Below are 18,621 nucleotides of genomic sequence, written 5' to 3'. Positions count from 1 at the left end.
CTATAACTCACTCGCCGCCATGAGCGGCCTGGAGCCTTGCGTGTCCTTGTTGAAAACTACTGTGCTGTGCGCCGGACTGATCACTAGCCTGGCGGTATCGGCTCATCCGAAGCTGCTGTCGTCTACACCATCGGATGGGGCCAAGGGGGCGCCACCGGCCGTGATCGAACTGCGATTTTCGGAAAACCTGCTGACGCAGTTTTCCGGCGCCAAGCTGACCATGCCCGAGATGCCCGGCATGTCCCACTCGCCGATGCCGGTGAAGGCCAGTGTCGCGGCCAGTACCGATCCCAAGGTGATGCTGATCAAGCCGGCCTCCGCGCTGACGGCGGGTACTTATCGGGTGGACTGGCGCGCGGTGTCGTCCGATACCCACCCGGTCCTCGGTAATGTGATGTTCAGCGTCCAGCCATGAGTGAGGCGGTCTCGATATTCCTGCGTTTTGCGCTTTATCTGGACTTGATGCTGGTGTTTGGCCTGGGGTTGTTTGGCCTTTATGGCGACCGCCGCTTATTGAATCTGCAGCCGCTGTTGCGACTGACAGCGTGCCTGGGTGTACTGCTTTCGAGTGCGTCGCTGCTGTCCATGACCCAGGCCATGAGCGGCGCTGAAGATTGGATAACGCTATGGCCGCACCTGCAGATGATGCTCTGGCAGACCGAGCTGGGTTGGACCTGGTGCCTGCGGCTGGTGGCGCTGGTGCTGGTCGCCCTCCATACCCGACTGGCCCCGTTGTTCGGCGCGATCGCGCTGGTGACACTGGCGTGGGCAGGGCATGGCGTGATGCATGAGGGCACGCTGGGGCTGTGGCATGTCCTCAGCGACAGTGCGCATCTGCTGGCGGCGGCGGGGTGGGTCGGCGCACTCGCTGCGTTCGGGTTAGCGCTGAGGAGTAGGTCTTTGCCGGCACTCCATAGGTTGGCGCGTGTGCTGGCAAGTTTCGGGCGGATGGGCGCGGTGTTCGTGGCGGTGCTGATCGGCACGGGCGTGGCGAATTATCTGTTCGTGGTCGGGCCGAATCTCGATGGCATCACCGGCGGCACCTACGCGCTCCTGTTGTGTTTCAAGTTGGGCCTGTTCGGTTTGATGCTGGGGCTCGCGGCGCTCAATCGCTCGCACTTCACGCCGTTGCTGCAACGTGCCCTGGCAGCGGGCGACGTTACTGTGGCAAACAAAGCGCTGCGCCGTAGCATTGCGCTGGAGTTTGTCGCAGTGGTGCTGATCCTGGCGCTGGTGGCTTGGCTGGGGACGCTGGCGCCCGGTTAGGACTGCGCGCTCTTCAAGCATTTAAGTGCCTGGAAATCACTGCGCACCTTGTCGATTTTCTGGGTGAGTTTCTGCCGTTGTTGCAGCGTACTTTCGGCCATCACATCGACAATCAGGCTGCGCGCCGCCGCTTCGGTCTGGGCGTAGGCCGCTCTGTATTCCGGGGTCCACAGGCTTTCACGGTCCACCAGTAACTGCTGGATCTTCTGCGGGAAATCGGCACTGCGGCGCTGTTGCACGGCCTCGATAAATTGCGCCTGCCAGCGGGCGCGATTGCCGATCCATTCCCGGTTCTGCTCGCCGAGGGCGATGGACCACGCGGTCACGCGGTTCTGCTGGCTGGCGCTGAGCGGGCCGATCCAGGCGTCCAGGCGCTTGCTCATGCGCTCGGCGCGTTCCTTGATCTGCTGGGCCAGGGGCGGCTTGAGGTATTCGTCCTGGCGCTTGCGCAAGTCCTTGGCCAGCGCGTCGCTCATGTCCTTGACTTGCTGATCATCCAGGCCTTGAAGCAGTTGGATGGCGGAGGGGGTGATCTCGTGGGCGATTTCGTCGATGGCCTGCTTGGCCTCGACCGTACGGGCCTGCAAGGCGGCGTCGGTGACCTGGTTGTCGTCGGCCATCCGCTGCAGGCGGTCAAGCCAATCCAGGTAACCCGGTAATTGCGTGGTGCAGTGCCAGGCCAGGTGCTGCTTGAGGGTGTCGTTGAACCAGCTCTTCTGCCCGGCGTTCATGTCCAGGTAGTCGTTGAGGGTCCAGGGGATGATCACGTCCAGATTGCGGTAGGCCAGGCCCACGCGATTGCAGCCGGCGAGCACCAGGCTCAGGGTCAGCAATAGCACCAGTAGTTTGAGCCGACGCAGCATGGGCGGGTCCTTCGCGAAGTGGGTTATCACATGTGAACCCGCGCAGGGTGCGACAGTTCAGCCCATCAATAGAACGACCGTGCGGCCTTCAGCGTCAACAGACCATCGCATTGCGAATTGTGTCCGGAATAGGCCGAGCAATCCCCGCCGCTGAGGCTGGAGTCGCTGTAGATCAGGTTCAAGTCGACCCCCATCCATTCCCGGGAGAATTGCACCGACCAGTCGCTGAAGCTGCGGATGGAACCGCCTTCCACCGACACCGGGGTGCCCAATTGATGAGTGGTGTATTTCATGCTGACGCCAATGCCAAATGGCTGTGTGCCCCCAAGGTCGGCGAACAGGGTGCTGTCCTGGCGGTCCGGGTCGTTGCTGAAGGATGCGCCGAAGCGGTTGCCCAACAGGTTCAGACCGCCGTAGAACTCCTGGCTGTCGAGGGGGCTGAGCTTGGGGTAGCTGTAGTGGATCAGGCCCACTTCGTAGCCCAGGGTCTGGTCGAAGGGGTGTTTGAAACCCATGTACGAATCGACTTCGAGGTTGCTGGACGAAGACAAGCCCATGTTCGGTGAGAACTGGCCGAAGTACAGGCCACTGTCGTGGCTCAGGTCCAGCCCGCCATGGAACGAGTCGCTACCGGGGGACGTTGGCTTGACCAGGCCCTGGGCCATGCTGCGGCTAGGCGTGGTGCCCAATTTCAGGTCGAAATCGCCCAATTCGCGCTGGAAGATCTGCGCTTCGGCGAGAGGGCTGGCAACCAGGGCAAAGACCAGGAATATGCAGGGTTTGAACATGCTTCACTCCATGAAAAGCGAGGAGCAGTGACGGAAAAAATCGGGCAGATGCCCGTGCTAGACGTGTGCAAGCATACCGGCGAATGCCAGGCGGTGAGGCCCGTTCGTCGATTAGAGGTATAGAAGGGGTATTTCGGGCTCTAGTCCTAGCGCCTTGAGAGTCAAGACGCTTAGGGACCAGGGATGTTGCGCGGTATTACTTTTTACCCAGGCTGATCTGCTTGGATGGGCCGAAAGTCTGGCCGCTTACGCCCTTGGCAATTTGCTGGATTTCGCCACCGGACTTGAGGAAAGCCGCAATCTGGCTGTTGATCGACTCGCTGGTTTCAACGGCGGGAGCTGGCTTTGCTTTGCTGTTGGATGCTTTTACGCGCATGGCGGCCACTAACCTGTAGAAAATTAACTTGGCCAGGCATCGTACAGGAAATACTTGACAATTGCTTGGTAAATATCCCCTGAGAATAAGTACGGCGGCCGGAAATCGCCGAAGTTCATCTTATCAATAAGCCCCTAACTTACTGTTTTAACTCGAAACCATGAGGGAGGGTGGCGCTTGCCAACCATGGAAAATTCAGCCGATTGATCTGACGAGCGGGGCACTGCCATTGGAAGGCCACGCCAGCCCGCGATTTTTCAGGCGCGCGCGCGTGGCGAGCGCAACTCGGGTAGAATGCCGCCCACGTAATGAGGGTATTGGACATGGCTTTAGTCGGGCGCTACAACAGCTTGCAAGTGGTTAAACACACTAACTTTGGTTTGTACCTGGACGGTGCGCAAGATGGCGAAATCCTCTTGCCCAATCGGTATATCCCCAAAGATATTCCCAGTGAAGATGAAGACTGGCTTAACGTTTTCATTTATCTGGACAGCGATGACAAACTTATCGCCACCACTGAAAAACCAAAAGTTCAAGTCGGTGAGTTCGCCAGTTTGAAAGTGGTGGAAGTCAACAGTATTGGCGTGTTCCTCGACTGGGGGTTGCCCAAGGATCTGTTGCTGCCGTATTCGGAAGAAAAGCGCCAACTGACCGCCGGTGAATACTGCGTGGTGCATGTCTACCTCGACAAGCACACCAAGCGCATCACCGCCACCGCGCGCCTGGATCGCTACCTGGACAAGACACCGGCCAACTACCAGGTGGGCCAGGAAGTCGACCTGCTGGTGGCCGAAGCCACGGACATGGGCTTCAAGGCGATCATCAACAACAAGCACTGGGGCCTGATCCACAAGAACGAAGTGTTCAAGTTCCTGCGCCCGGGCAAGGAAGAAAAAGGCTTTATCAAAGAGATCCGCGCCGACGGCAACATCAGCCTGAGCCTGCAACCGGTCGGCCAGGAAGCGGCGTCCAGCCTGAACTCGAAGATCCTTGCCAAGTTGCGTGAAAACAACGGCACGTTGCCAGTCAGCGACAAGAGCGACCCGGCGGTGATCAGCAACTTGTTCGGCGTGAGCAAGGGCAACTTCAAGAAGGCCATCGGTGCGCTGTATAAGCAGGGCCAGATTGTGATTCATGCGGATCGTATTGAACTAAGCTGAGTGCGTTTTGCTCTTCTGTAGGCGCCCATTGGCGTCTACAGAGGTCGCCTCAATGAATAAGAAAACGCTGTTCGCCTACCTTGGCACGTTGCTCGCTTTCCTGATTCTGGACGGCCTCTGGCTCGGCGTCATCATGGGGCCCACCTATAAGTCCCTGCTGGGCCCGCTGATGCTGGATCAACCTCGCCTCTTGCCGGCAACGCTGTTCTATCTCCTTTATGTGCTCGGTTGCGTCGTGTTCGTGGTCTTGCCCAGCGCAAGCTGGCAACGCGCCGCGCGCCTGGGCGCCTTGCTCGGTCTGGTCGCCTACGGCACCTATGACCTGAGTAACTGGGCCACGCTGCAAGGCTGGTCCGCGCAATTGGCGATCATGGACATGGCGTGGGGGACGTTCCTGACCGCCGCTTGCTGCACGGTGGGTTACCTGTGTGCACAACGAGTGCACCGCTGATTGTGTACAGGATCTACGTGCACCGTTGCTGAGCGTAGCGCCGCCCTATAGGCGCTTATCAATCCCTTTGGAGCGCCGTGCCAGAGGGATTGCGTTCAATTGGCACGCATTCTGCTGACTGTCTCGTATACAAACCATGCCGCCTCCCGTATGCACCCCGCGACGGAAGCGCAGGCCGGTATTTCGAGGAGCCCAGCGATGACCGAACAATTGCCCAAAGGCTACAGCCCGCGCCTGTACAACCAGGACTTGGGCCCGCTGCCGCAGAAGTGGACCTGGTACAACATCTTCGCTTTCTGGATGAGCGACGTGCACAGCGTCGGCGGCTATGTGTTCGCCGCCAGCCTGTTCGCCCTGGGGCTCGCCAGTTGGCAGGTGTTGATCGCGTTGCTCGCGGGCATTTGCATCGTGCAGTTGATCGCCAACCTGGTGGCCAAGCCGAGCCAGCAGGCTGCGGTGCCTTATCCGGTGATCTGCCGGCTGGCGTTTGGGGTGTTCGGCGCGAATATTCCGGCGGTGATTCGTGGGTTGATTGCCGTGGCCTGGTACGGGATTCAGACGTACCTGGCGTCGAGTGCCTTGATCATCGTGGTCCTGCGCTTCTTCCCACAGATGGCAGTGTATGCAGAGCCGCATTTTGCAGGCCTGTCCTACCTTGGCTGGTTTGGTTTCCTCAGCCTGTGGGTGTTGCAGGCGGCGGTGTTCTGGGCGGGCATGGAATCCATCCGCCGTTTTATCGATTGGGCGGGGCCGGTGGTATACGCGGTCATGTTTGCCCTGGCCGGCTGGATCGTGTGGAAGGCCGGTTGGTCGAACATCAGCTTCACCCTGGCGGAAAAAACCCTGTCGGGCTGGCAGGCGTTTGGCCAGGTCATTGTGGCGACGGCGCTGGTGGTGTCGTACTTCTCCGGGCCCACCTTGAATTTCGGCGATTTCAGCCGTTACTGCCGCAGCATGCAGGACGTACGACGCGGCAATTTCTGGGGGCTGCCGGTGAATTTCCTGGCGTTTTCCCTGGTGACTGTGGTGATTGTCTCGGGCACCTTGCCGGTGTTTGGTGAAATGCTGCATGACCCGATTGCCACTGTGTCGCGCATCGACAACAGCATGGCCGTGTTGCTCGGTGCCTTTGCGTTCGTCACCGCGACCATCGGTATCAATATCGTCGCCAACTTCGTGTCCCCGGCGTTTGACTTCGCCAACGTCGCACCAAGCAAGATCAGCTGGCGTGCCGGCGGGATGATCGCTGCCGTGGCGTCGATCTTCATCACCCCGTGGAACCTGTTCAATAACCCGCTGATGATCCACTACACCCTGGATATCCTCGCGGCGTTTATCGGGCCGTTGTTCGGGATCCTGCTGGTGGATTTCTACCTGATCAAAAAACAGCAGATCGACGTGGACGCCCTGTTCGATGACAGCCCCAGCGGGCGCTACTACTTCGACGGCGGCGTGAACTGGACGGCGGTCAAGGCATTGGTGCCTGCGACGCTGGTGGGCGTCGCGATCACCTTCACCCCGGCCTTGCAGGGCATGGCCAACTTTGCCTGGTTTACCGGGTGCTTCCTGGGTGGGCTGTTTTTCCTGGTGCTGGCGCGGCGTGAACAGGTGCGTGTACCTGCGCCGCTGGTTGCCGGTTGATCAGCACCGAGCCCGCTACCAACAAGCCTGCTCCAGCGACCACCAACGCCGGTTGCAGGCCACCGCTCAAGTGGCTGCTGACCGACGCCAGCAACGGCCCGCTCAATTGACCGATGGCAAAGCTGGCGGTCAACAGCCCGGTGCTGCGCTGGTAGCCGTGGGGCGCGACTTCCCGCAGCCGGGCCATCACCAACTGCATGCAGGCCAGGAACGGCCCGCCACACAGCAATACCCCCAGTGCCAGACCCCAGCCGTTGCCCAGCAAGCAGGCAAACACCCCGGCCGCTTGCAGCCAGAGCGTGGCCATCAGCCAGCGGCGCGTGGTGTCCGGGTCCTTGCGGCGCAGGGTCGCCACCAACACACCCATCGCGGCGGCCAGGCCGAAGCACGGCCAGAACAGGTCAGCCTGCCAGGCGCCCTTGAACTGCGCGCTGGCCATCTGCGACAGAAACGTCGCCGGAATGATGTAGCCCAGGCCGTACAACACGTAGATCCAGCACAAATGCGCGATGCTGCCGTTGCTGCCCGCGTCGGAGTGGCCGGTCAGAGGGGCGGCGGCAGACGGCTTGGGCAGAAACGGCAGAATCGCCAGTAACATCACCAGCGCCACCGTGCCGTACACCAGCCATAACGTTGCCGAGCTTTGCCCCAGCAGGTTCGAGCCCAGCGCCAGCAGGCCGGTCAACAGAATCCCCAGTCCAGGCCCGGCAAATACCAAGGCACCCAGGCGCGGACGCCCGGCGGCCATCGCCAGCGGCTGGCTCAGGCTGGTGATCATCACCAATGCCCAGGCACTCGCGACGCCGGTGCCAAAGCGCAGCAACAGATGCGGCCAGAAACCATTGGCCCAGTACGACGCCAGGGTCAGCAGCACGCACAGCCACAACCCGCCATACAAACGGCCACGTACGTGGTGATGGCTGCGCGCGAAGATCGAATCCACCGCGCCGACGAAGTAGCCCAGGTAATTGGCGGCGGCGATCAGGCCCGCACCGGTCAAGTCGATCTGCCCCTCACTGAGCAGATGCGGCATTTGTGGGGTGAGGGCGAAGCGGCCAATACCCATCGCCATCATCAAGGCAACAAAGCTGGCAGTTAAGCGAATCAAGGGAGACATGGTCAGGGTTCCTGCGGGTAAGCGAATACCTTCAGGCTAAAGCGGATTGACTTTCTGTAAAATTGAATAATAGTGAGTAACTTGTTCAGTTTTGGAGAAAGTCATGGAGTTCAGTCAATTGCGCATTTTCCAGGCCGTGGCGGAAGAGGGCTCCATTACCCGTGCGGCTGACCGCTTGCATCGGGTGCCGTCCAACCTGTCGACGCGCCTCAAGCAAATGGAGGAGCAGCTCGGTGTAGAACTGTTCGTGCGTGAGCGCCAACGCTTGCAGCTTTCTCCTGCGGGTAAGGTGCTGCTGGACTACAGCACCCGTCTGCTGGCCCTGCATGACGAAGCCCACGGTGCCGTGCAAGGTGGGCAACCGGCTGGCGATTTTGTATTGGGCAGCATGTACAGCACGGCCGCGGTGCATTTGCCGAAGTTGTTGGCGGGCTATCACAAGGCTTATCCGATGGTGAACCTTCAGGTGCAATCGGCGCCCAGCGGGGAGTTGCTCGAAGGGTTGATCACCGGTCGCCTGGATGCGGCCTTTGTGGACGGTCCCATCACCATTGCCTCCCTGGACGGCATCGCCCTGTGTGAAGAGCGCCTGGTGCTGATTTGCGAAGCCGATCATCCCCCTGTGCGTGGGCCTCAGGATGTAGCGGGGCGCTCAGTGTTCACCTTCCGCCGCAGCTGCGCCTACCGCACGCGCCTGGAAACCTGGTTTTCCCACGAGCGCGTGGCCATGGGGCGGGCGATCGAGATCGAGTCCTACCAAGGCATGCTCGCCTGCGTGATCGCCGGATCGGGTGTGGCGCTGATGTCCGAATCCATGCTCGACAGCCTGCCCGGCAAGGACAGCGTGTCCGTTCATCCGCTGATAGGGCCTTTTGCCACTGCGACCACCTGGCTGATGTGGCGAAAGGGTATGCTCGGCGCTAACCTCAACGCATGGATCGACCTGCAGCAAGCCGGCAAGGCTGCGGTTGTGCAAGACACCCGCGCCATCGCTTGAGCGATCCGTCAGGATTTTGATGGATTCAGTAATAGTTCGTTGTGTTTTCGTTCAAGCAATACGTAGGACTTAGGGCTACTATCACTGTAGGAAAGGGCGACAGAACTTGCGCCTACCCGCATTACCCTTAAAGGGGGCAAACCATGAAAGAGAAAATTCAAAACTGGCTCCATGACCTGGGTGTTGCACTGGGCTTGATCGAGCCTCCGCTGCAGCCGGTGCCGATTCGCACAGATGACGAGCAGCGTCGTCCACGTCGCAGGTAAGTCCTGAAGCGCTCACGCGATTGAATCGCGCGGGCGCTCATGGCTGGGTTGTTCTTCAGGGCGTGTTCGGTTCCCTGTAATCAGACTGTATTCCCGTTCATTGGGTAGTGTGCCCAATTGTCTGACGAGGCACGTGTCATCGTCAGAGCCTTCTTCTTATCCCGTCATCCATGCCCTTTTCCCTGTTTGTCCTTCTATATTTTTGCCTTCACACGGATGAATGGGCAGTGGCATGTCGAGTATTGATAGCGAAGGGATGTTGATTGCCGACAGAGTCGAACTCCGTCGGTTTCAATCGATCGAGCACGGGGATTTGCGCAGCGTGAGCGCGCTGGTGGTTCACCAGACGGATGCCCCTACCGCCCAGCACACCTTTAACGCCTACCTTGCCAAAGGCAACGGAGCACACTTTCTCATTGAGAAAAATGGTGTGATCTACCAGACGGCCAGCCTCAAGAAACGTTGTTATCACGTTGGCCGCTACCTGCGTTCCAGGTGCATGGCAACGGACAAGGCGACGTGCGACCCCGCCCGAATCCAAGCTATTCAAGCACTCACCTGGACCTTGCAGATCCGCGCGCTGGATCGGTATGAGCGCACCAAGGGCTATCCTGAGCGATTCCCGATGAATGCGGATTCCCTGGGCATCGAATTGGTCGGCAAGCATCTGGATGCTGCACGTTATGAGGAAGTGACCGCGATGCAGAATCAATCTCTGCGATGGCTGGTGGGGGAGTTATATGGTCATTTCCGCCTGACGCCGGAGGACGTCTACAGGCATCCGCAAATCTCTTACAAACACCCCGGCGAAGCCAGCAGTGCGGTGTGGCAATGAGTCTGCGCCGATGGTCACTTGGCGTGTGGGTATTCCTCGCCGGATGCACGACTTCCCCTCCCGATATCGACGAAATTGCCCTTTTGGGCTTTCACTCCGAAGAGCCGGAACGCTGTCGACCCAGTGACGTTGCGCTGGATGAGCGACAGGTCGCGTCCTTTTTCAAGCGTGCTGAGCCCATTGATGGAGGCACGCTGCATGACGAGTACGACTGGGCGCCTTGTTACCTTGAAGGCACACTGAAATATCATGGCAAGGCGTGTGTGTGGCGGGTGAGGGCGGGGGCGACAGGGGAGATCGAATGCCCGGCAGTCGAGCAATATTTCGGCTGTAAGGATTGTGTTGATTTGTTTAAAGGTCTCAGCAGCGGGGAGGAGTGAGCAAGCGCTGTGGGTCTGCCGGTCAGCCCTTGGCGTTCGATTGTCGGAATCGGACTACCTATCAGTCGGAATCATCTGGCTTATCCAACTTTGGAAATACCCATAGCTTGAAACTCAAGCGCCTCTTCATAGCGCCCCAACGTTTTATTGAGTGCCTCTTTTCGAGGTGTCAGTCAGAGTTGTTGGAGACAAAGCTATGTTGCTCTCTTCAGTTCCTCCGGTCGCCGCGTCACTCATCACCACCACCGACTGTGTTTTACAGGCTGCGCCTGTGTCAAAAGGCTGGAGGGCCGACGCGCCCAGAAACGTCGTGTTTCTTTCCCCGGCATTGACCAGGCAGGCGCTGCTCATACAGATCGCGCTCCTGCGTCCAACAACCATCATTGTTGGAGACCAACCCATCGATGCGGATGTCCTGGAGCAATGGCGTACCTCCCACCCCTTTGGAAACCTCTGTTTGATCCGCAGAGGGACGAGCCTGGACAAGATACGACTGGACCTGTGTGAGTCCCACGCCATTCAAGTACTCAACACCCCAGGGGTGAACGCGCCGCATGTGGCCGCCTACATCCTGCGTTGGCTGAGACTGGCGGATGGTTCCATCCCCCGGGACGTGCGCGTACTGGGATACGGTAATGTGGGGAAAGAGCTGGTCAACCTGTTGCTTGATCGAGATCCCGATGTTCGGATCAGAGTGTTGGTCCGGCCAGGTCGAGCGCCGGATACTCTCGGGAATGCCGCTTCCGACAGTCGAGTGTCATTTGTCGTGGACTGGTTCGAGGCCTTGGAGGGCGCCGCTGCTGTCGCAGTCTGCGTATCCCTCAATGACGAGTCCGTTCATCGCCTTGATCGGGTTCTCATTCAGTGCCTGCACAGCCAGGCCCGTCTGATCTGTGTCGCCAAGCCGGATGTCTTTAGCGACGGTGCGTTGCACGCCCTGGCCGAGGCTGAAAATATGCAGCTGGTATTGGACTATGGGCCAGCGACATTGGATGCGTTCCGGCAACGCACGCAGACGCTCGGCTGCGAGGTCTCCACTTGGTACAGGCCTGCGACGCTCACTACCCAGGCATCAACCACCGAGGCCTGCCAGCGCGACCTTGACTATGCCGTTTCAATACAGCTGAGTTTGATGGCCTTGCGCGGTCTGGTGAGGCGTAAAGTTGCACAGTCATTGACGCTCCCTTGTCTGCCCGCAGAGGCCAGTGCGCCGCGTGTTTCAATCATCGGCAGAGGTATCAATGGCCTGTTCCAGGCGGTGATGCTCCGCCTGGCGAATTATCAGGTCACGGTGTATGGGGGAGATCAGAAGAGCGATGGTGCCAGTCATAAGCCTGTAAACATGCGCCATATGTCGGCAACGGAGACGACTGCAAAACCACTGCATAACGAGTATCTACTTCCCGCCAATCAGTATTTGGCTATTGAGTGCAACCGTGCAGGTATCGAGCTGTTTGAAAAGTTTCTGGCTGACAACCCGACGCTGGCACCATTCGCGCGGGCTCGGGTAGTACGCGCTTATATAGACGACGCCAGTGGCGTAGAGACTGCGATACGCGAGCAACGCGATATAGAAAACAGACCTTGGCCAAGTGGCAAGCCGGGAGGTGAACTCACAGAGATCAGTCAACAGACGTTCTTGGAGACGTTTGGAGTTCCTGGGGTCGGTCGGGCTATTGAAGTGTCGGGGTACGATTTGGAGTTTATCGATTTAAAGCATGAGATAGAGGTGCTTTTGCTGAACTCTGGAGTTCAGTTCATGCCCGGGCACTTGAGTCCGATACAAATTGCTGGGCTAAGCAGAGAACACTTCGTTGTTACTGCTATGGGAGTCGAGGAGTCAGAGGTAATCGCCATCACGGGCTGGTTTTTCAAGCTGCGCGCAGTGGGTCATGAAGGCGCCGGAATACGCGGGCTCAAACTGCAGTACGATTTGCCAATCGGGGTTATGAATTGCCGATTGGACGGAGACTGCATTCTTGTTTCCGGCGGGCAGGTTCCTCCTGATTCGGCGCCAGAACGCAAAGAGCAGATATTGGGTGCCTGTTTGGCGGCTGTTTCTCGGCACTTTCCACAGTCCTACCGAAGGGCAATCGAAAGTGGTGATTTACAAGTTATCGAATGTGCCAGGCCCGGCACCTCGGATGGGCTTTCGATAGTGCATTGGTCTGCCCACCACCAAATCGCAGCCGGAGGAACCTACGCCGGCGGCACAACCCAAGGACTGTTATGGGCCTCCCTGGTCCAGGAGATCATCCAGGCAAACCAGAACCTGGCGGTTGAATGAAAAAAACGGGCGCGACATCCGACGTCGCACCCGCTGAAGAAACCCCTCTAAAACCCGCTTTTTCTCAAACCGCGCTGGCCGCTACACCTTCTGGCCGACGCGACAACAAGCTCACCACCACAAAGCTCACCAGCCCTACCGCCAGGCTGTAGTAGATCGGCGTGTTCGCATCCAGCCCATCCTTGATCATGAACACCAGCGCCGTGACAAAGCCCAGGGTCATGGAGGTGATCGCCCCCGAGGTGGTGGCGCGCTTCCAGAAGATCGCACCGATCAGCGGGATCAACATACCGCCCACCAATAGGTTGTAGGCCAGGGTCAGGGCGCTGATCACATCGCTGACTACCAGTGCGATGCCGAGCACGGCAACACCGGTCAGCATCGTGAACAGGCGGTTGACGGCCAGGCTCGACTGTTTGCCGCCACGCAGGCGCGGCAGCAGGTCTTCGGTCAGTACGGTGGAGGCGGCCAGCAAGCCGGCGCTGGCGGTGGACATCATCGCCGCCAGTGCGGCGGCAATCACCAGGCCACGGATGCCGTCTGGCAGCGAGGCTTTCACGATAGCGGCAAACGCATTGTTGACGTTGTCCAGGTCCGGGATCAGCACGTGCGCGGCCATGCCGATCAGCGCACAGGCCAGGCCGTAGAGGATGCAGTAGAAACCGGCGAAGGTGCCCGCGTACTGGGCGACCTTTTCGTCACGGGCGGTGAACACCCGCTGCCAGATATCCTGGCCGATCAGGATGCCGAAGAAGTAGATCATGAAGTAGGTGATGATCGTGTCCCAGCCGATGGCGGTGAAGCTGAAGCTCGACGCCGGCAGCTTGGCGACCAACTCGTCCCACCCGCCGACGCGGTACAGGCAGATCGGCAGCAGGATAAACATCAGGCCGACAGTCTTGATCACGAACTGCACGATGTCGGTGAGGGTCAGCGACCACATGCCGCCGATGGTCGAATACACCACCACCACGCCACCGCCGAGCAGTACCGAGATCCAGAACGGCAGGCCGAACAGCACCTGCAACACGGTGCCGATGGCCAGGATCGAGGTCACGCCGATCATCAGCGCGTAGGCCAGCATAATTACCGCACTGGCCTGGCGGGCCATGGGGTTGTAGCGTTTTTCCAGGACCTGGGTCACGGTGAAGATCTTCAGTTTCAACAGTGGCTTGGCCAGGAACAGGTTCAGCGCAATGATCCCCATGCCCAGCGCGGCACACAGCCAGAAGCCGGAGATGCCATGTACGTAGCCCAGACGCACGGTGCCGACGGTGGACGCGCCGCCTAATACCGTGGCGGCCATGGTGCCCATGTACAGCGACGGGCCCAGGTTGCGTCCGGCCACCAGGTAGTCTTCGTGGGTCTTGGCGCGGCGCATGCCGTAGTAGCCGAGCACGAGCATGCCGGCGGCGTAGATGAGTACGACGAATAAATCCAAAGCCATGACGGCGAGTCTCCGATTATCGTTTTTATGGGCGATCAGGCGGCTGGTTGCAGCGCCGGTTTAACGCGCGCATCCGTGCGCTTGCTGCGAGGGTCGGACGGCCCGTAGACGGCCGCCGGTTCCGGGAATACGCGAAGCAAGGTCAGGTACACCACCGAGGCCAGCCCCAGCGTCACCGGCAGGCTGATATCGATGCCGTCGGCCAGGTTGCCCAGTGGCCCGACAAACTGCCCCGGCAGGTTGACGAAGCACAGGCCCACCAGCGCACTCGGGATCCACGCCCCCAGCCCGCGCCAGTTCCAGCCATGGCTGAACCAGTAGCGCCCGCCGGTTTCTCCACGGGTGAATACCTGCAGGTCATCCGGGCAGTAGAAGCCGCGACGCACGATCAGGCCGATGATCATCATCACCATCCACGGCGTGGTGCAGGTGATGATCAGCACGGCAAAGGTCGACACGCTCTGCACCAGGTTGGCGGCGAAACGTCCGATAAAGATGAAGGCAATCGACATCACCCCAATCAGCAAGGTGGCCTTGACCCGTGACAGCAGGCGCGGGAACACGCTGGACATGTCCAGCCCGGTGCCATACAGCGAGGTGGTGCCCGTGGACATGCCGCCGATCACTGCGATCAGGCACACCGGCAGGAAGAACCAGCTCGGCGCCACCGCCAGCAAGCCGCCGACATAGTTATTCGCCGCGATGTAGTCCGGCGCCTTGATCGCCACGATGGTCGCCGTGGCCAGGCCGAACAGGAACGGGATCAACGTCGCGATTTGTGCCAGCACCACCGCCAGCATGATGCGCATTTTCGGCGTCTCACGCGGGATATAGCGCGACCAGTCGCCCAGGAACGCCCCGAAGGAAATCGGGTTGCTCATGGCGACCAGCGCGGCGCCGATGAAGGCGGCCCAGAAACCGGTCTGGCCCAGCGCGACGGTGCCGGCGAAGTGGCTGTCGAAGGCGGGCGCGAAGGCGAAGATGCCCAGCAGGAACAGCAGGCTTGCCGCCCACACCGCAATGCGGTTGACCCACAGCATGAAGCGAAAACCGTAGATACACACCGTCAGCACCAGAACGGCAAACACGCCGTAGGCCAGGCCCAGGGTCAGGTCGGTTTCCGGCAGGCCGATCAGACGTTTCGCACCGCCCACCAGCGCATCACCCGAACTCCACACCGACAGCGAGAAGAACGCAATCGCCGTCAGCAGCGACAGAAACGAGCCGACGATCCGCCCGTGCACACCAAAGTGAGCACCGGAAGACACGGCGTTGTTGGTGCCATTAATCGGCCCGAACAGGCCCATGGGCGCCAGGATCAGCGCACCCACCAGCACACCCAGCACAATCGCCCAGACGCCGGCCTGGAATGACAGGCCGAACAACACGGGGAAGGAGCCCAGCACGGCGGTGGCAAAGGTATTGGCACCGCCGAAGATCAGTCGGAACAGATCCTTGGGCCCGGCGGTACGTTCGTGATCCGGGATCTGCTCGACCCCGTTGGTTTCTATCTTTCGAATACTTTTATCGTTGTTTTTATTATTCATGATCAGCTCCGATCACATTGGCTAAGGGGGCGGCAGCCCTTCCGGCATAGCGGACAAATGTTCGTGACAGGCCAGCCACAGGCCTTCTTGTTGTTCTGCGCCAAGCCCTTGTCGTGTGAAGACAATGGTCTCGCGTTCCTGGCTTTTGAATTGCTCCCCGTTCATGCGCAGCTCGGTGGCCACGTCATGCATGAAAATCGCCACGTCACCTTGCAGGCTGACAAAGGCGTTGCTCGAGGTGCAGGACAGCACCTCGAACCCCTCATCCCGGCGCCAGCTGTCCCACAACGCCTGGTAGGCATCGCGACTCAGCAGCGGCTGGGGGAGGGTGTAGAACACAAAGCTGGCATCCGCCGTGAACGCGCCGAAGTAGGCGGCGCGGTCATTGCGCGCGAAGGCCGCCACCAGCTCGGCGGCGGCTTGCAGCACTTCGTGGGTGCTCATCAGCGGTGCGCCACGCCCGGCAGTACGCAGAGCATCTCGTACAGCAGGTTGGCGCCCAGCAGCGAGGTGTTGCCGGTGGTGTCGTAGGGCGGCGAAACTTCTACCAGGTCACAACCAATCAGGTCGAGGCCCTGGCAGCCGCGGATGATCTCGATTGCCTGGATGGTGGTCAGCCCGCCGATTTCCGGGGTGCCAGTGCCCGGTGCCCAGGCCGGGTCGATGCCGTCGATGTCGAAGCTCAGGTACACCGGGCCGCCACCGACTTTTTCACGCACTTCGGCCATCAGCGGCGCGAGGGAGTGGTGCCAGCATTCTTCGGCCTGGACCACGCGGAAGCCCTGTTTGCGGCTCCAGTTGAAGTCTTCGGCGGTGTAGCCCTGGGCGCGCAGGCCGATCTGCACCACGCGGTCGCAGTCCAGCAGGCCTTCTTCCACGGCGCGGCGGAAGGTAGTGCCGTGGGCGATTTTCTCGCCGAACATATGGTCGTTCACATCGGCGTGGGCATCGATGTGCACCAGCCCGACCTTGCCGTGTTTCTTGTGGATCGCCCGCAGGATCGGCAGGGTGATGGTGTGGTCGCCACCCAGGGTCATCGGGATCACGTCGTGTTCGAGGATCTCGTCGTAGGCTTCTTCGATGATGCGCACGGCGTCGAGCAGGTTGAAGGTGTTGATCGCCACATCGCCGATGTCCGCCACCGACAGCGAGTCGAACGGTGCGGCGCCGGTGGCCATGTTGTACGGGCGGATCATCACCGATTCGGCGCGGATTTCACGCGGCCCGAAGCGGGTGCCGGCGCGCAGCGAGGTGCCGATGTCCAGGGGCACGCCGATGAAGGCGGCGTCCAGGCCCTTGGCCGTTTGCAGGTGGGGAAGTCGCATCATGGTGGCGATGCCGGCAAAGCGCGGCATTTCGTTGCCGCCCAGTGGTTGGTGGAAAATCTTGTCCACGGGAGTGCCTCATCGTTGTTTTGTTTATTAGGGCCTGATTCTGCGAAATACATGGAAACGAAAGAATCGGCAGGGGCAAATACTTAGTTCAGATTTTTCTAAACTAATGCCTGGGGTAAACTGCGTTTAAGTGTGGGAGGGGGCTTGCCCTCGATGGCGGTGGGTCAGTCAGTGTTGTGCCGACTGACACGCCCTCATCGGGGGCAAGCCCCCTCCCACAGGATTTTGTGTGTGCCTCTGGAGCCGCCCATGGCCAACGCCTTGCCCGACCTGAAACTCCTGCGCATCTTCGTCAGCGTCGTGCGTCACCAGGGGTTCGCCAATGCCCAGCACGAACTCAACCTGTCCACCTCGGCCATCAGCACCTATATGAGCCAGCTGGAATCGGCATTGGGCCTGGTGCTGTGTCATCGAGGCCGCGGCGGGTTCAGCCTGACCAGCAAAGGCGAACTGTTCCATCAGGAGACCTTGCGCCTGCTCGGTGAACTGGAAGGCTTCGAGCAATACGCCGCCGCGTTGAAAGGCGAGTTGCGCGGCACGCTCAAATTGGGCGTACTCGACTCCACTGTCAGCGACAAGGCGTTGCCATTCGCCGAAGTCATCGGCGCCTACAGCCTGGAGCATCCGGCGGTGCACCTGCACTTGTCGGTGATGAGTCCCTACGAGCTGCAACTCGGCGTGCAGGACAACCGCCTGGACCTGGCCATCGGCGCCTTCTCCAACCGCATGAGCGGGCTGGTCTACATGCCGCTGTACCGCGAGCAGCACTGGCTGTATTGCAGCACCCGTCACCCTCTCTTCAACGAGCGGCGTATTCCCGAGCAAGTCATCACCCAGCAACGCATGGTCGGGCGCGGCTACTGGAGCCAGGCCGAACTGGCGCGCCACGGCTTCAAGCACAGCGCGGCGACGGTGGAAAGTATGGAGGCGCAGTTGATCCTGGTGCTGTCCGGCGCCTACATCGGCTACCTGCCCGAGCACTATGCCCAGGCCTGGGCCGACAAAGGCGATTTGCGCGTGTTGCTGCCCGCAACCTTCGGCTACCAGGCGCCGTTTTCGATGATCATGCGCCGTGGTCGCAGCCGTGAACCGCTGATCCAGACCTTTCGCGATCTACTCAAAGCCCAGCTCAACCAGGCCTGATAACACCATGTCTAGACCCCAATGTTCCCGCTGCCTACGGCCCCTCACCCACTGCCTGTGCGCGCTGATACCCAGCCTCGACAGCCGCACCCGCGTGCTGCTGTTGCAGCACCCGAGTGAGGTCAACCATGCGCTGAACACCGCGAGGCTGGCAGCGCTGGGCTTGAACAACGCGCAGTTGGTGGTGGGGGAGGTGTTCGAGGATCTGCCGACGTTGTTGAACCCACCCGGTTATCAGGCGCGGCTGTTGTTTCCGTCGGACGATGCACAACCCCTCCAAAGCTATGTGCCAGGCGAACAGCCGGTGTTGCTGGTAGTCCCCGACGGCACCTGGCGCAAGGCGCGCAAATTGTTGCATCTCAACCCATTGCTGGCAGCGCTGCCACGGGTGATTTTGGTGGGCGACGCCGTGTCACGCTATCGACTGCGCAAGGCTCCCGGGCCAGGTGCGTTGTCCACTGTCGAGGCGATTGCGCAGGCCCTACAGGTGTTGGAGGCCCCCACCTCCTTCGAGCCATTGCTGCGGCCGTTCGACGTGTTGATCGAGGGGCAGATCGCGGCGATGGGCGCAGCGGTATTCGAAAAGAATCATGGTTGAGTCAATGCGCTACATAGCTACCGGAGCCATCGACGGGTAGTGGATAGGCTGATCATTTCAAGGAG

The 18,621-nt window shown here is 60.2% G+C and carries 20 protein-coding genes; 12 read left to right on the top strand and 8 right to left on the bottom strand.

Translation table 11 applies throughout. From position 1 onward, the window contains the following. Window positions 1-40 precede the first annotated feature (40 nt). Entirely contained in the window at window positions 41-415 is a 375-nt protein-coding gene (copC, locus tag ACZ445_RS22160) for a copper homeostasis periplasmic binding protein CopC (RefSeq protein WP_081049272.1), read from the top strand. Beyond that, entirely contained in the window at window positions 412-1,266 is an 855-nt protein-coding gene (copD, locus tag ACZ445_RS22155; protein WP_058425351.1) for a copper homeostasis membrane protein CopD, read from the top strand. Before copC ends, copD begins: the two co-directional genes overlap by 4 nt. On the opposite strand, the gene ACZ445_RS22150 is transcribed toward copD, so the two are convergent. The 3 genes from ACZ445_RS22150 to ACZ445_RS22140 all read right to left on the bottom strand — a co-directional run bounded on the left by ACZ445_RS22150 (window position 1,263) and on the right by ACZ445_RS22140 (window position 3,293). Beyond that, window positions 1,263-2,129 (bottom strand): DUF6279 family lipoprotein, encoded by an 867-nt coding sequence (locus ACZ445_RS22150; RefSeq protein ID WP_058425350.1) that lies wholly within the window; start codon window positions 2,127-2,129, stop codon window positions 1,263-1,265. The genes copD and ACZ445_RS22150 overlap by 4 nt on opposite strands. A 65-nt stretch (window positions 2,130-2,194) precedes the next feature. Then, window positions 2,195-2,917 carry a TorF family putative porin gene (locus ACZ445_RS22145; RefSeq protein ID WP_058425349.1) on the bottom strand — a complete coding sequence of 241 codons (723 nt, stop codon included), beginning with the start codon at window positions 2,915-2,917 and terminating at the stop codon, window positions 2,195-2,197. 196 nt (window positions 2,918-3,113) lie between these two features. Next, window positions 3,114-3,293 (bottom strand): hypothetical protein, encoded by a 180-nt coding sequence (locus ACZ445_RS22140; protein WP_003193095.1) that lies wholly within the window; start codon window positions 3,291-3,293, stop codon window positions 3,114-3,116. A 323-nt stretch (window positions 3,294-3,616) separates the two neighbouring features. Here ACZ445_RS22140 and ACZ445_RS22135 point away from each other — a divergent pair, with 323 nt between their 5' ends. The 3 genes from ACZ445_RS22135 to ACZ445_RS22125 all read left to right on the top strand — a co-directional run bounded on the left by ACZ445_RS22135 (window position 3,617) and on the right by ACZ445_RS22125 (window position 6,545). Further along, the gene (locus tag ACZ445_RS22135; protein WP_017134857.1) at window positions 3,617-4,453 is read left to right on the top strand and encodes a CvfB family protein; all 837 of its coding nucleotides are present in this window, start codon (window positions 3,617-3,619) and stop codon (window positions 4,451-4,453) included. A 52-nt stretch (window positions 4,454-4,505) separates the two neighbouring features. Beyond that, window positions 4,506-4,904, top strand: a complete 399-nt coding sequence (locus tag ACZ445_RS22130; protein WP_179030085.1) for a DUF2177 family protein — start codon at window positions 4,506-4,508, stop codon at window positions 4,902-4,904. A gap of 198 nt (window positions 4,905-5,102) precedes the next feature. Next, window positions 5,103-6,545, top strand: a complete 1,443-nt coding sequence (locus tag ACZ445_RS22125) for an NCS1 family nucleobase:cation symporter-1 (protein ID WP_179030084.1) — start codon at window positions 5,103-5,105, stop codon at window positions 6,543-6,545. Here the strand turns inward: ACZ445_RS22125 and ACZ445_RS22120 are convergent. Next, window positions 6,457-7,662 (bottom strand): MFS transporter, encoded by a 1,206-nt coding sequence (locus ACZ445_RS22120; RefSeq protein WP_179030083.1) that lies wholly within the window; start codon window positions 7,660-7,662, stop codon window positions 6,457-6,459. The two genes, ACZ445_RS22125 and ACZ445_RS22120, sit on opposite strands and share 89 nt — an antisense overlap. Before the next feature lie 103 nt (window positions 7,663-7,765). Here ACZ445_RS22120 and ptrR point away from each other — a divergent pair, with 103 nt between their 5' ends. The 5 genes from ptrR to ACZ445_RS22095 all read left to right on the top strand — a co-directional run bounded on the left by ptrR (window position 7,766) and on the right by ACZ445_RS22095 (window position 12,427). Beyond that, entirely contained in the window at window positions 7,766-8,659 is an 894-nt protein-coding gene (gene ptrR / locus ACZ445_RS22115; protein WP_179030082.1) for a putrescine utilization regulator PtrR, read from the top strand. Between the two features lie 143 nt (window positions 8,660-8,802). Next, entirely contained in the window at window positions 8,803-8,925 is a 123-nt protein-coding gene (locus ACZ445_RS22110) for a PA1414 family protein (protein WP_003193089.1), read from the top strand. A gap of 232 nt (window positions 8,926-9,157) precedes the next feature. Then, window positions 9,158-9,760: a peptidoglycan recognition protein family protein gene (locus ACZ445_RS22105; RefSeq protein WP_058425344.1), complete on the top strand. Its 603-nt coding sequence runs from the start codon at window positions 9,158-9,160 to the stop codon at window positions 9,758-9,760. Continuing rightward, window positions 9,757-10,140 (top strand): hypothetical protein, encoded by a 384-nt coding sequence (locus ACZ445_RS22100; protein WP_179030081.1) that lies wholly within the window; start codon window positions 9,757-9,759, stop codon window positions 10,138-10,140. The genes ACZ445_RS22105 and ACZ445_RS22100 overlap by 4 nt, the downstream gene beginning before the upstream one ends. 196 nt (window positions 10,141-10,336) lie before the next feature. After that, the gene (locus ACZ445_RS22095; RefSeq protein ID WP_464707565.1) at window positions 10,337-12,427 is read left to right on the top strand and encodes an amino acid dehydrogenase; all 2,091 of its coding nucleotides are present in this window, start codon (window positions 10,337-10,339) and stop codon (window positions 12,425-12,427) included. 64 nt (window positions 12,428-12,491) lie between these two features. On the opposite strand, the gene ACZ445_RS22090 is transcribed toward ACZ445_RS22095, so the two are convergent. The 4 genes from ACZ445_RS22090 to speB are packed head-to-tail and all read right to left on the bottom strand — an operon-like array spanning window position 12,492 to window position 16,815. Then, window positions 12,492-13,874 carry a sodium:solute symporter family protein gene (locus tag ACZ445_RS22090; RefSeq protein ID WP_222540211.1) on the bottom strand — a complete coding sequence of 461 codons (1,383 nt, stop codon included), beginning with the start codon at window positions 13,872-13,874 and terminating at the stop codon, window positions 12,492-12,494. Between the two features lie 35 nt (window positions 13,875-13,909). Further along, a complete protein-coding gene (locus tag ACZ445_RS22085; RefSeq protein WP_464707563.1) occupies window positions 13,910-15,421 on the bottom strand; it encodes a purine-cytosine permease family protein in 1,512 nt (503 codons plus the stop codon). Between the two features lie 21 nt (window positions 15,422-15,442). Further along, window positions 15,443-15,865, bottom strand: a complete 423-nt coding sequence (locus ACZ445_RS22080; protein WP_179029665.1) for a YybH family protein — start codon at window positions 15,863-15,865, stop codon at window positions 15,443-15,445. Further along, window positions 15,865-16,815, bottom strand: coding sequence for an agmatinase (gene speB, locus ACZ445_RS22075; protein ID WP_033900672.1), 951 nt, complete (start codon window positions 16,813-16,815; stop codon window positions 15,865-15,867). The genes ACZ445_RS22080 and speB overlap by 1 nt, the downstream gene beginning before the upstream one ends. Window positions 16,816-17,064: 249 nt before the next feature. On the opposite strand from speB, the gene ACZ445_RS22070 reads away from it, so the two are divergent. Then, entirely contained in the window at window positions 17,065-17,958 is an 894-nt protein-coding gene (locus ACZ445_RS22070) for a LysR family transcriptional regulator (RefSeq protein WP_024076785.1), read from the top strand. A 7-nt stretch (window positions 17,959-17,965) separates the two neighbouring features. After that, complete coding sequence (locus ACZ445_RS22065; RefSeq protein WP_464704293.1) at window positions 17,966-18,556, top strand: tRNA-uridine aminocarboxypropyltransferase; 591 nt, start codon at window positions 17,966-17,968, stop codon at window positions 18,554-18,556. The last annotated feature ends 65 nt before the right edge of the window (window positions 18,557-18,621 follow it).

This window comes from Pseudomonas allii (assembly GCF_055380095.1).
Note: the sequence above shows the minus strand (reverse complement) of the source record. Positions and strands in the feature narration are given on the sequence as shown.

Excerpts from the sequence above, each read along its gene's own strand:
- copD (WP_058425351.1), top strand. The coding sequence starts at position 412 with ATGAGTGAGGCGGTCTCGATATTCCTGCGTTTTGCGCTTTATCTGGAC.
- ACZ445_RS22150 (WP_058425350.1), bottom strand. The coding sequence starts at position 2,129 with ATGCTGCGTCGGCTCAAACTACTGGTGCTATTGCTGACCCTGAGCCTG.
- ACZ445_RS22145 (WP_058425349.1), bottom strand. The coding sequence starts at position 2,917 with ATGTTCAAACCCTGCATATTCCTGGTCTTTGCCCTGGTTGCCAGCCCT.
- ACZ445_RS22140 (WP_003193095.1), bottom strand. The coding sequence starts at position 3,293 with ATGCGCGTAAAAGCATCCAACAGCAAAGCAAAGCCAGCTCCCGCCGTT.
- ACZ445_RS22135 (WP_017134857.1), top strand. The coding sequence starts at position 3,617 with ATGGCTTTAGTCGGGCGCTACAACAGCTTGCAAGTGGTTAAACACACT.
- ACZ445_RS22130 (WP_179030085.1), top strand. The coding sequence starts at position 4,506 with ATGAATAAGAAAACGCTGTTCGCCTACCTTGGCACGTTGCTCGCTTTC.
- ACZ445_RS22125 (WP_179030084.1), top strand. The coding sequence starts at position 5,103 with ATGACCGAACAATTGCCCAAAGGCTACAGCCCGCGCCTGTACAACCAG.
- ACZ445_RS22120 (WP_179030083.1), bottom strand. The coding sequence starts at position 7,662 with ATGTCTCCCTTGATTCGCTTAACTGCCAGCTTTGTTGCCTTGATGATG.
- ptrR (WP_179030082.1), top strand. The coding sequence starts at position 7,766 with ATGGAGTTCAGTCAATTGCGCATTTTCCAGGCCGTGGCGGAAGAGGGC.
- ACZ445_RS22110 (WP_003193089.1), top strand. The coding sequence starts at position 8,803 with ATGAAAGAGAAAATTCAAAACTGGCTCCATGACCTGGGTGTTGCACTG.
- ACZ445_RS22105 (WP_058425344.1), top strand. The coding sequence starts at position 9,158 with ATGTCGAGTATTGATAGCGAAGGGATGTTGATTGCCGACAGAGTCGAA.
- ACZ445_RS22100 (WP_179030081.1), top strand. The coding sequence starts at position 9,757 with ATGAGTCTGCGCCGATGGTCACTTGGCGTGTGGGTATTCCTCGCCGGA.
- ACZ445_RS22095 (WP_464707565.1), top strand. The coding sequence starts at position 10,337 with ATGTTGCTCTCTTCAGTTCCTCCGGTCGCCGCGTCACTCATCACCACC.
- ACZ445_RS22090 (WP_222540211.1), bottom strand. The coding sequence starts at position 13,874 with ATGGCTTTGGATTTATTCGTCGTACTCATCTACGCCGCCGGCATGCTC.
- ACZ445_RS22085 (WP_464707563.1), bottom strand. The coding sequence starts at position 15,421 with ATGAATAATAAAAACAACGATAAAAGTATTCGAAAGATAGAAACCAAC.
- ACZ445_RS22080 (WP_179029665.1), bottom strand. The coding sequence starts at position 15,865 with ATGAGCACCCACGAAGTGCTGCAAGCCGCCGCCGAGCTGGTGGCGGCC.
- ACZ445_RS22070 (WP_024076785.1), top strand. The coding sequence starts at position 17,065 with ATGGCCAACGCCTTGCCCGACCTGAAACTCCTGCGCATCTTCGTCAGC.
- ACZ445_RS22065 (WP_464704293.1), top strand. The coding sequence starts at position 17,966 with ATGTCTAGACCCCAATGTTCCCGCTGCCTACGGCCCCTCACCCACTGC.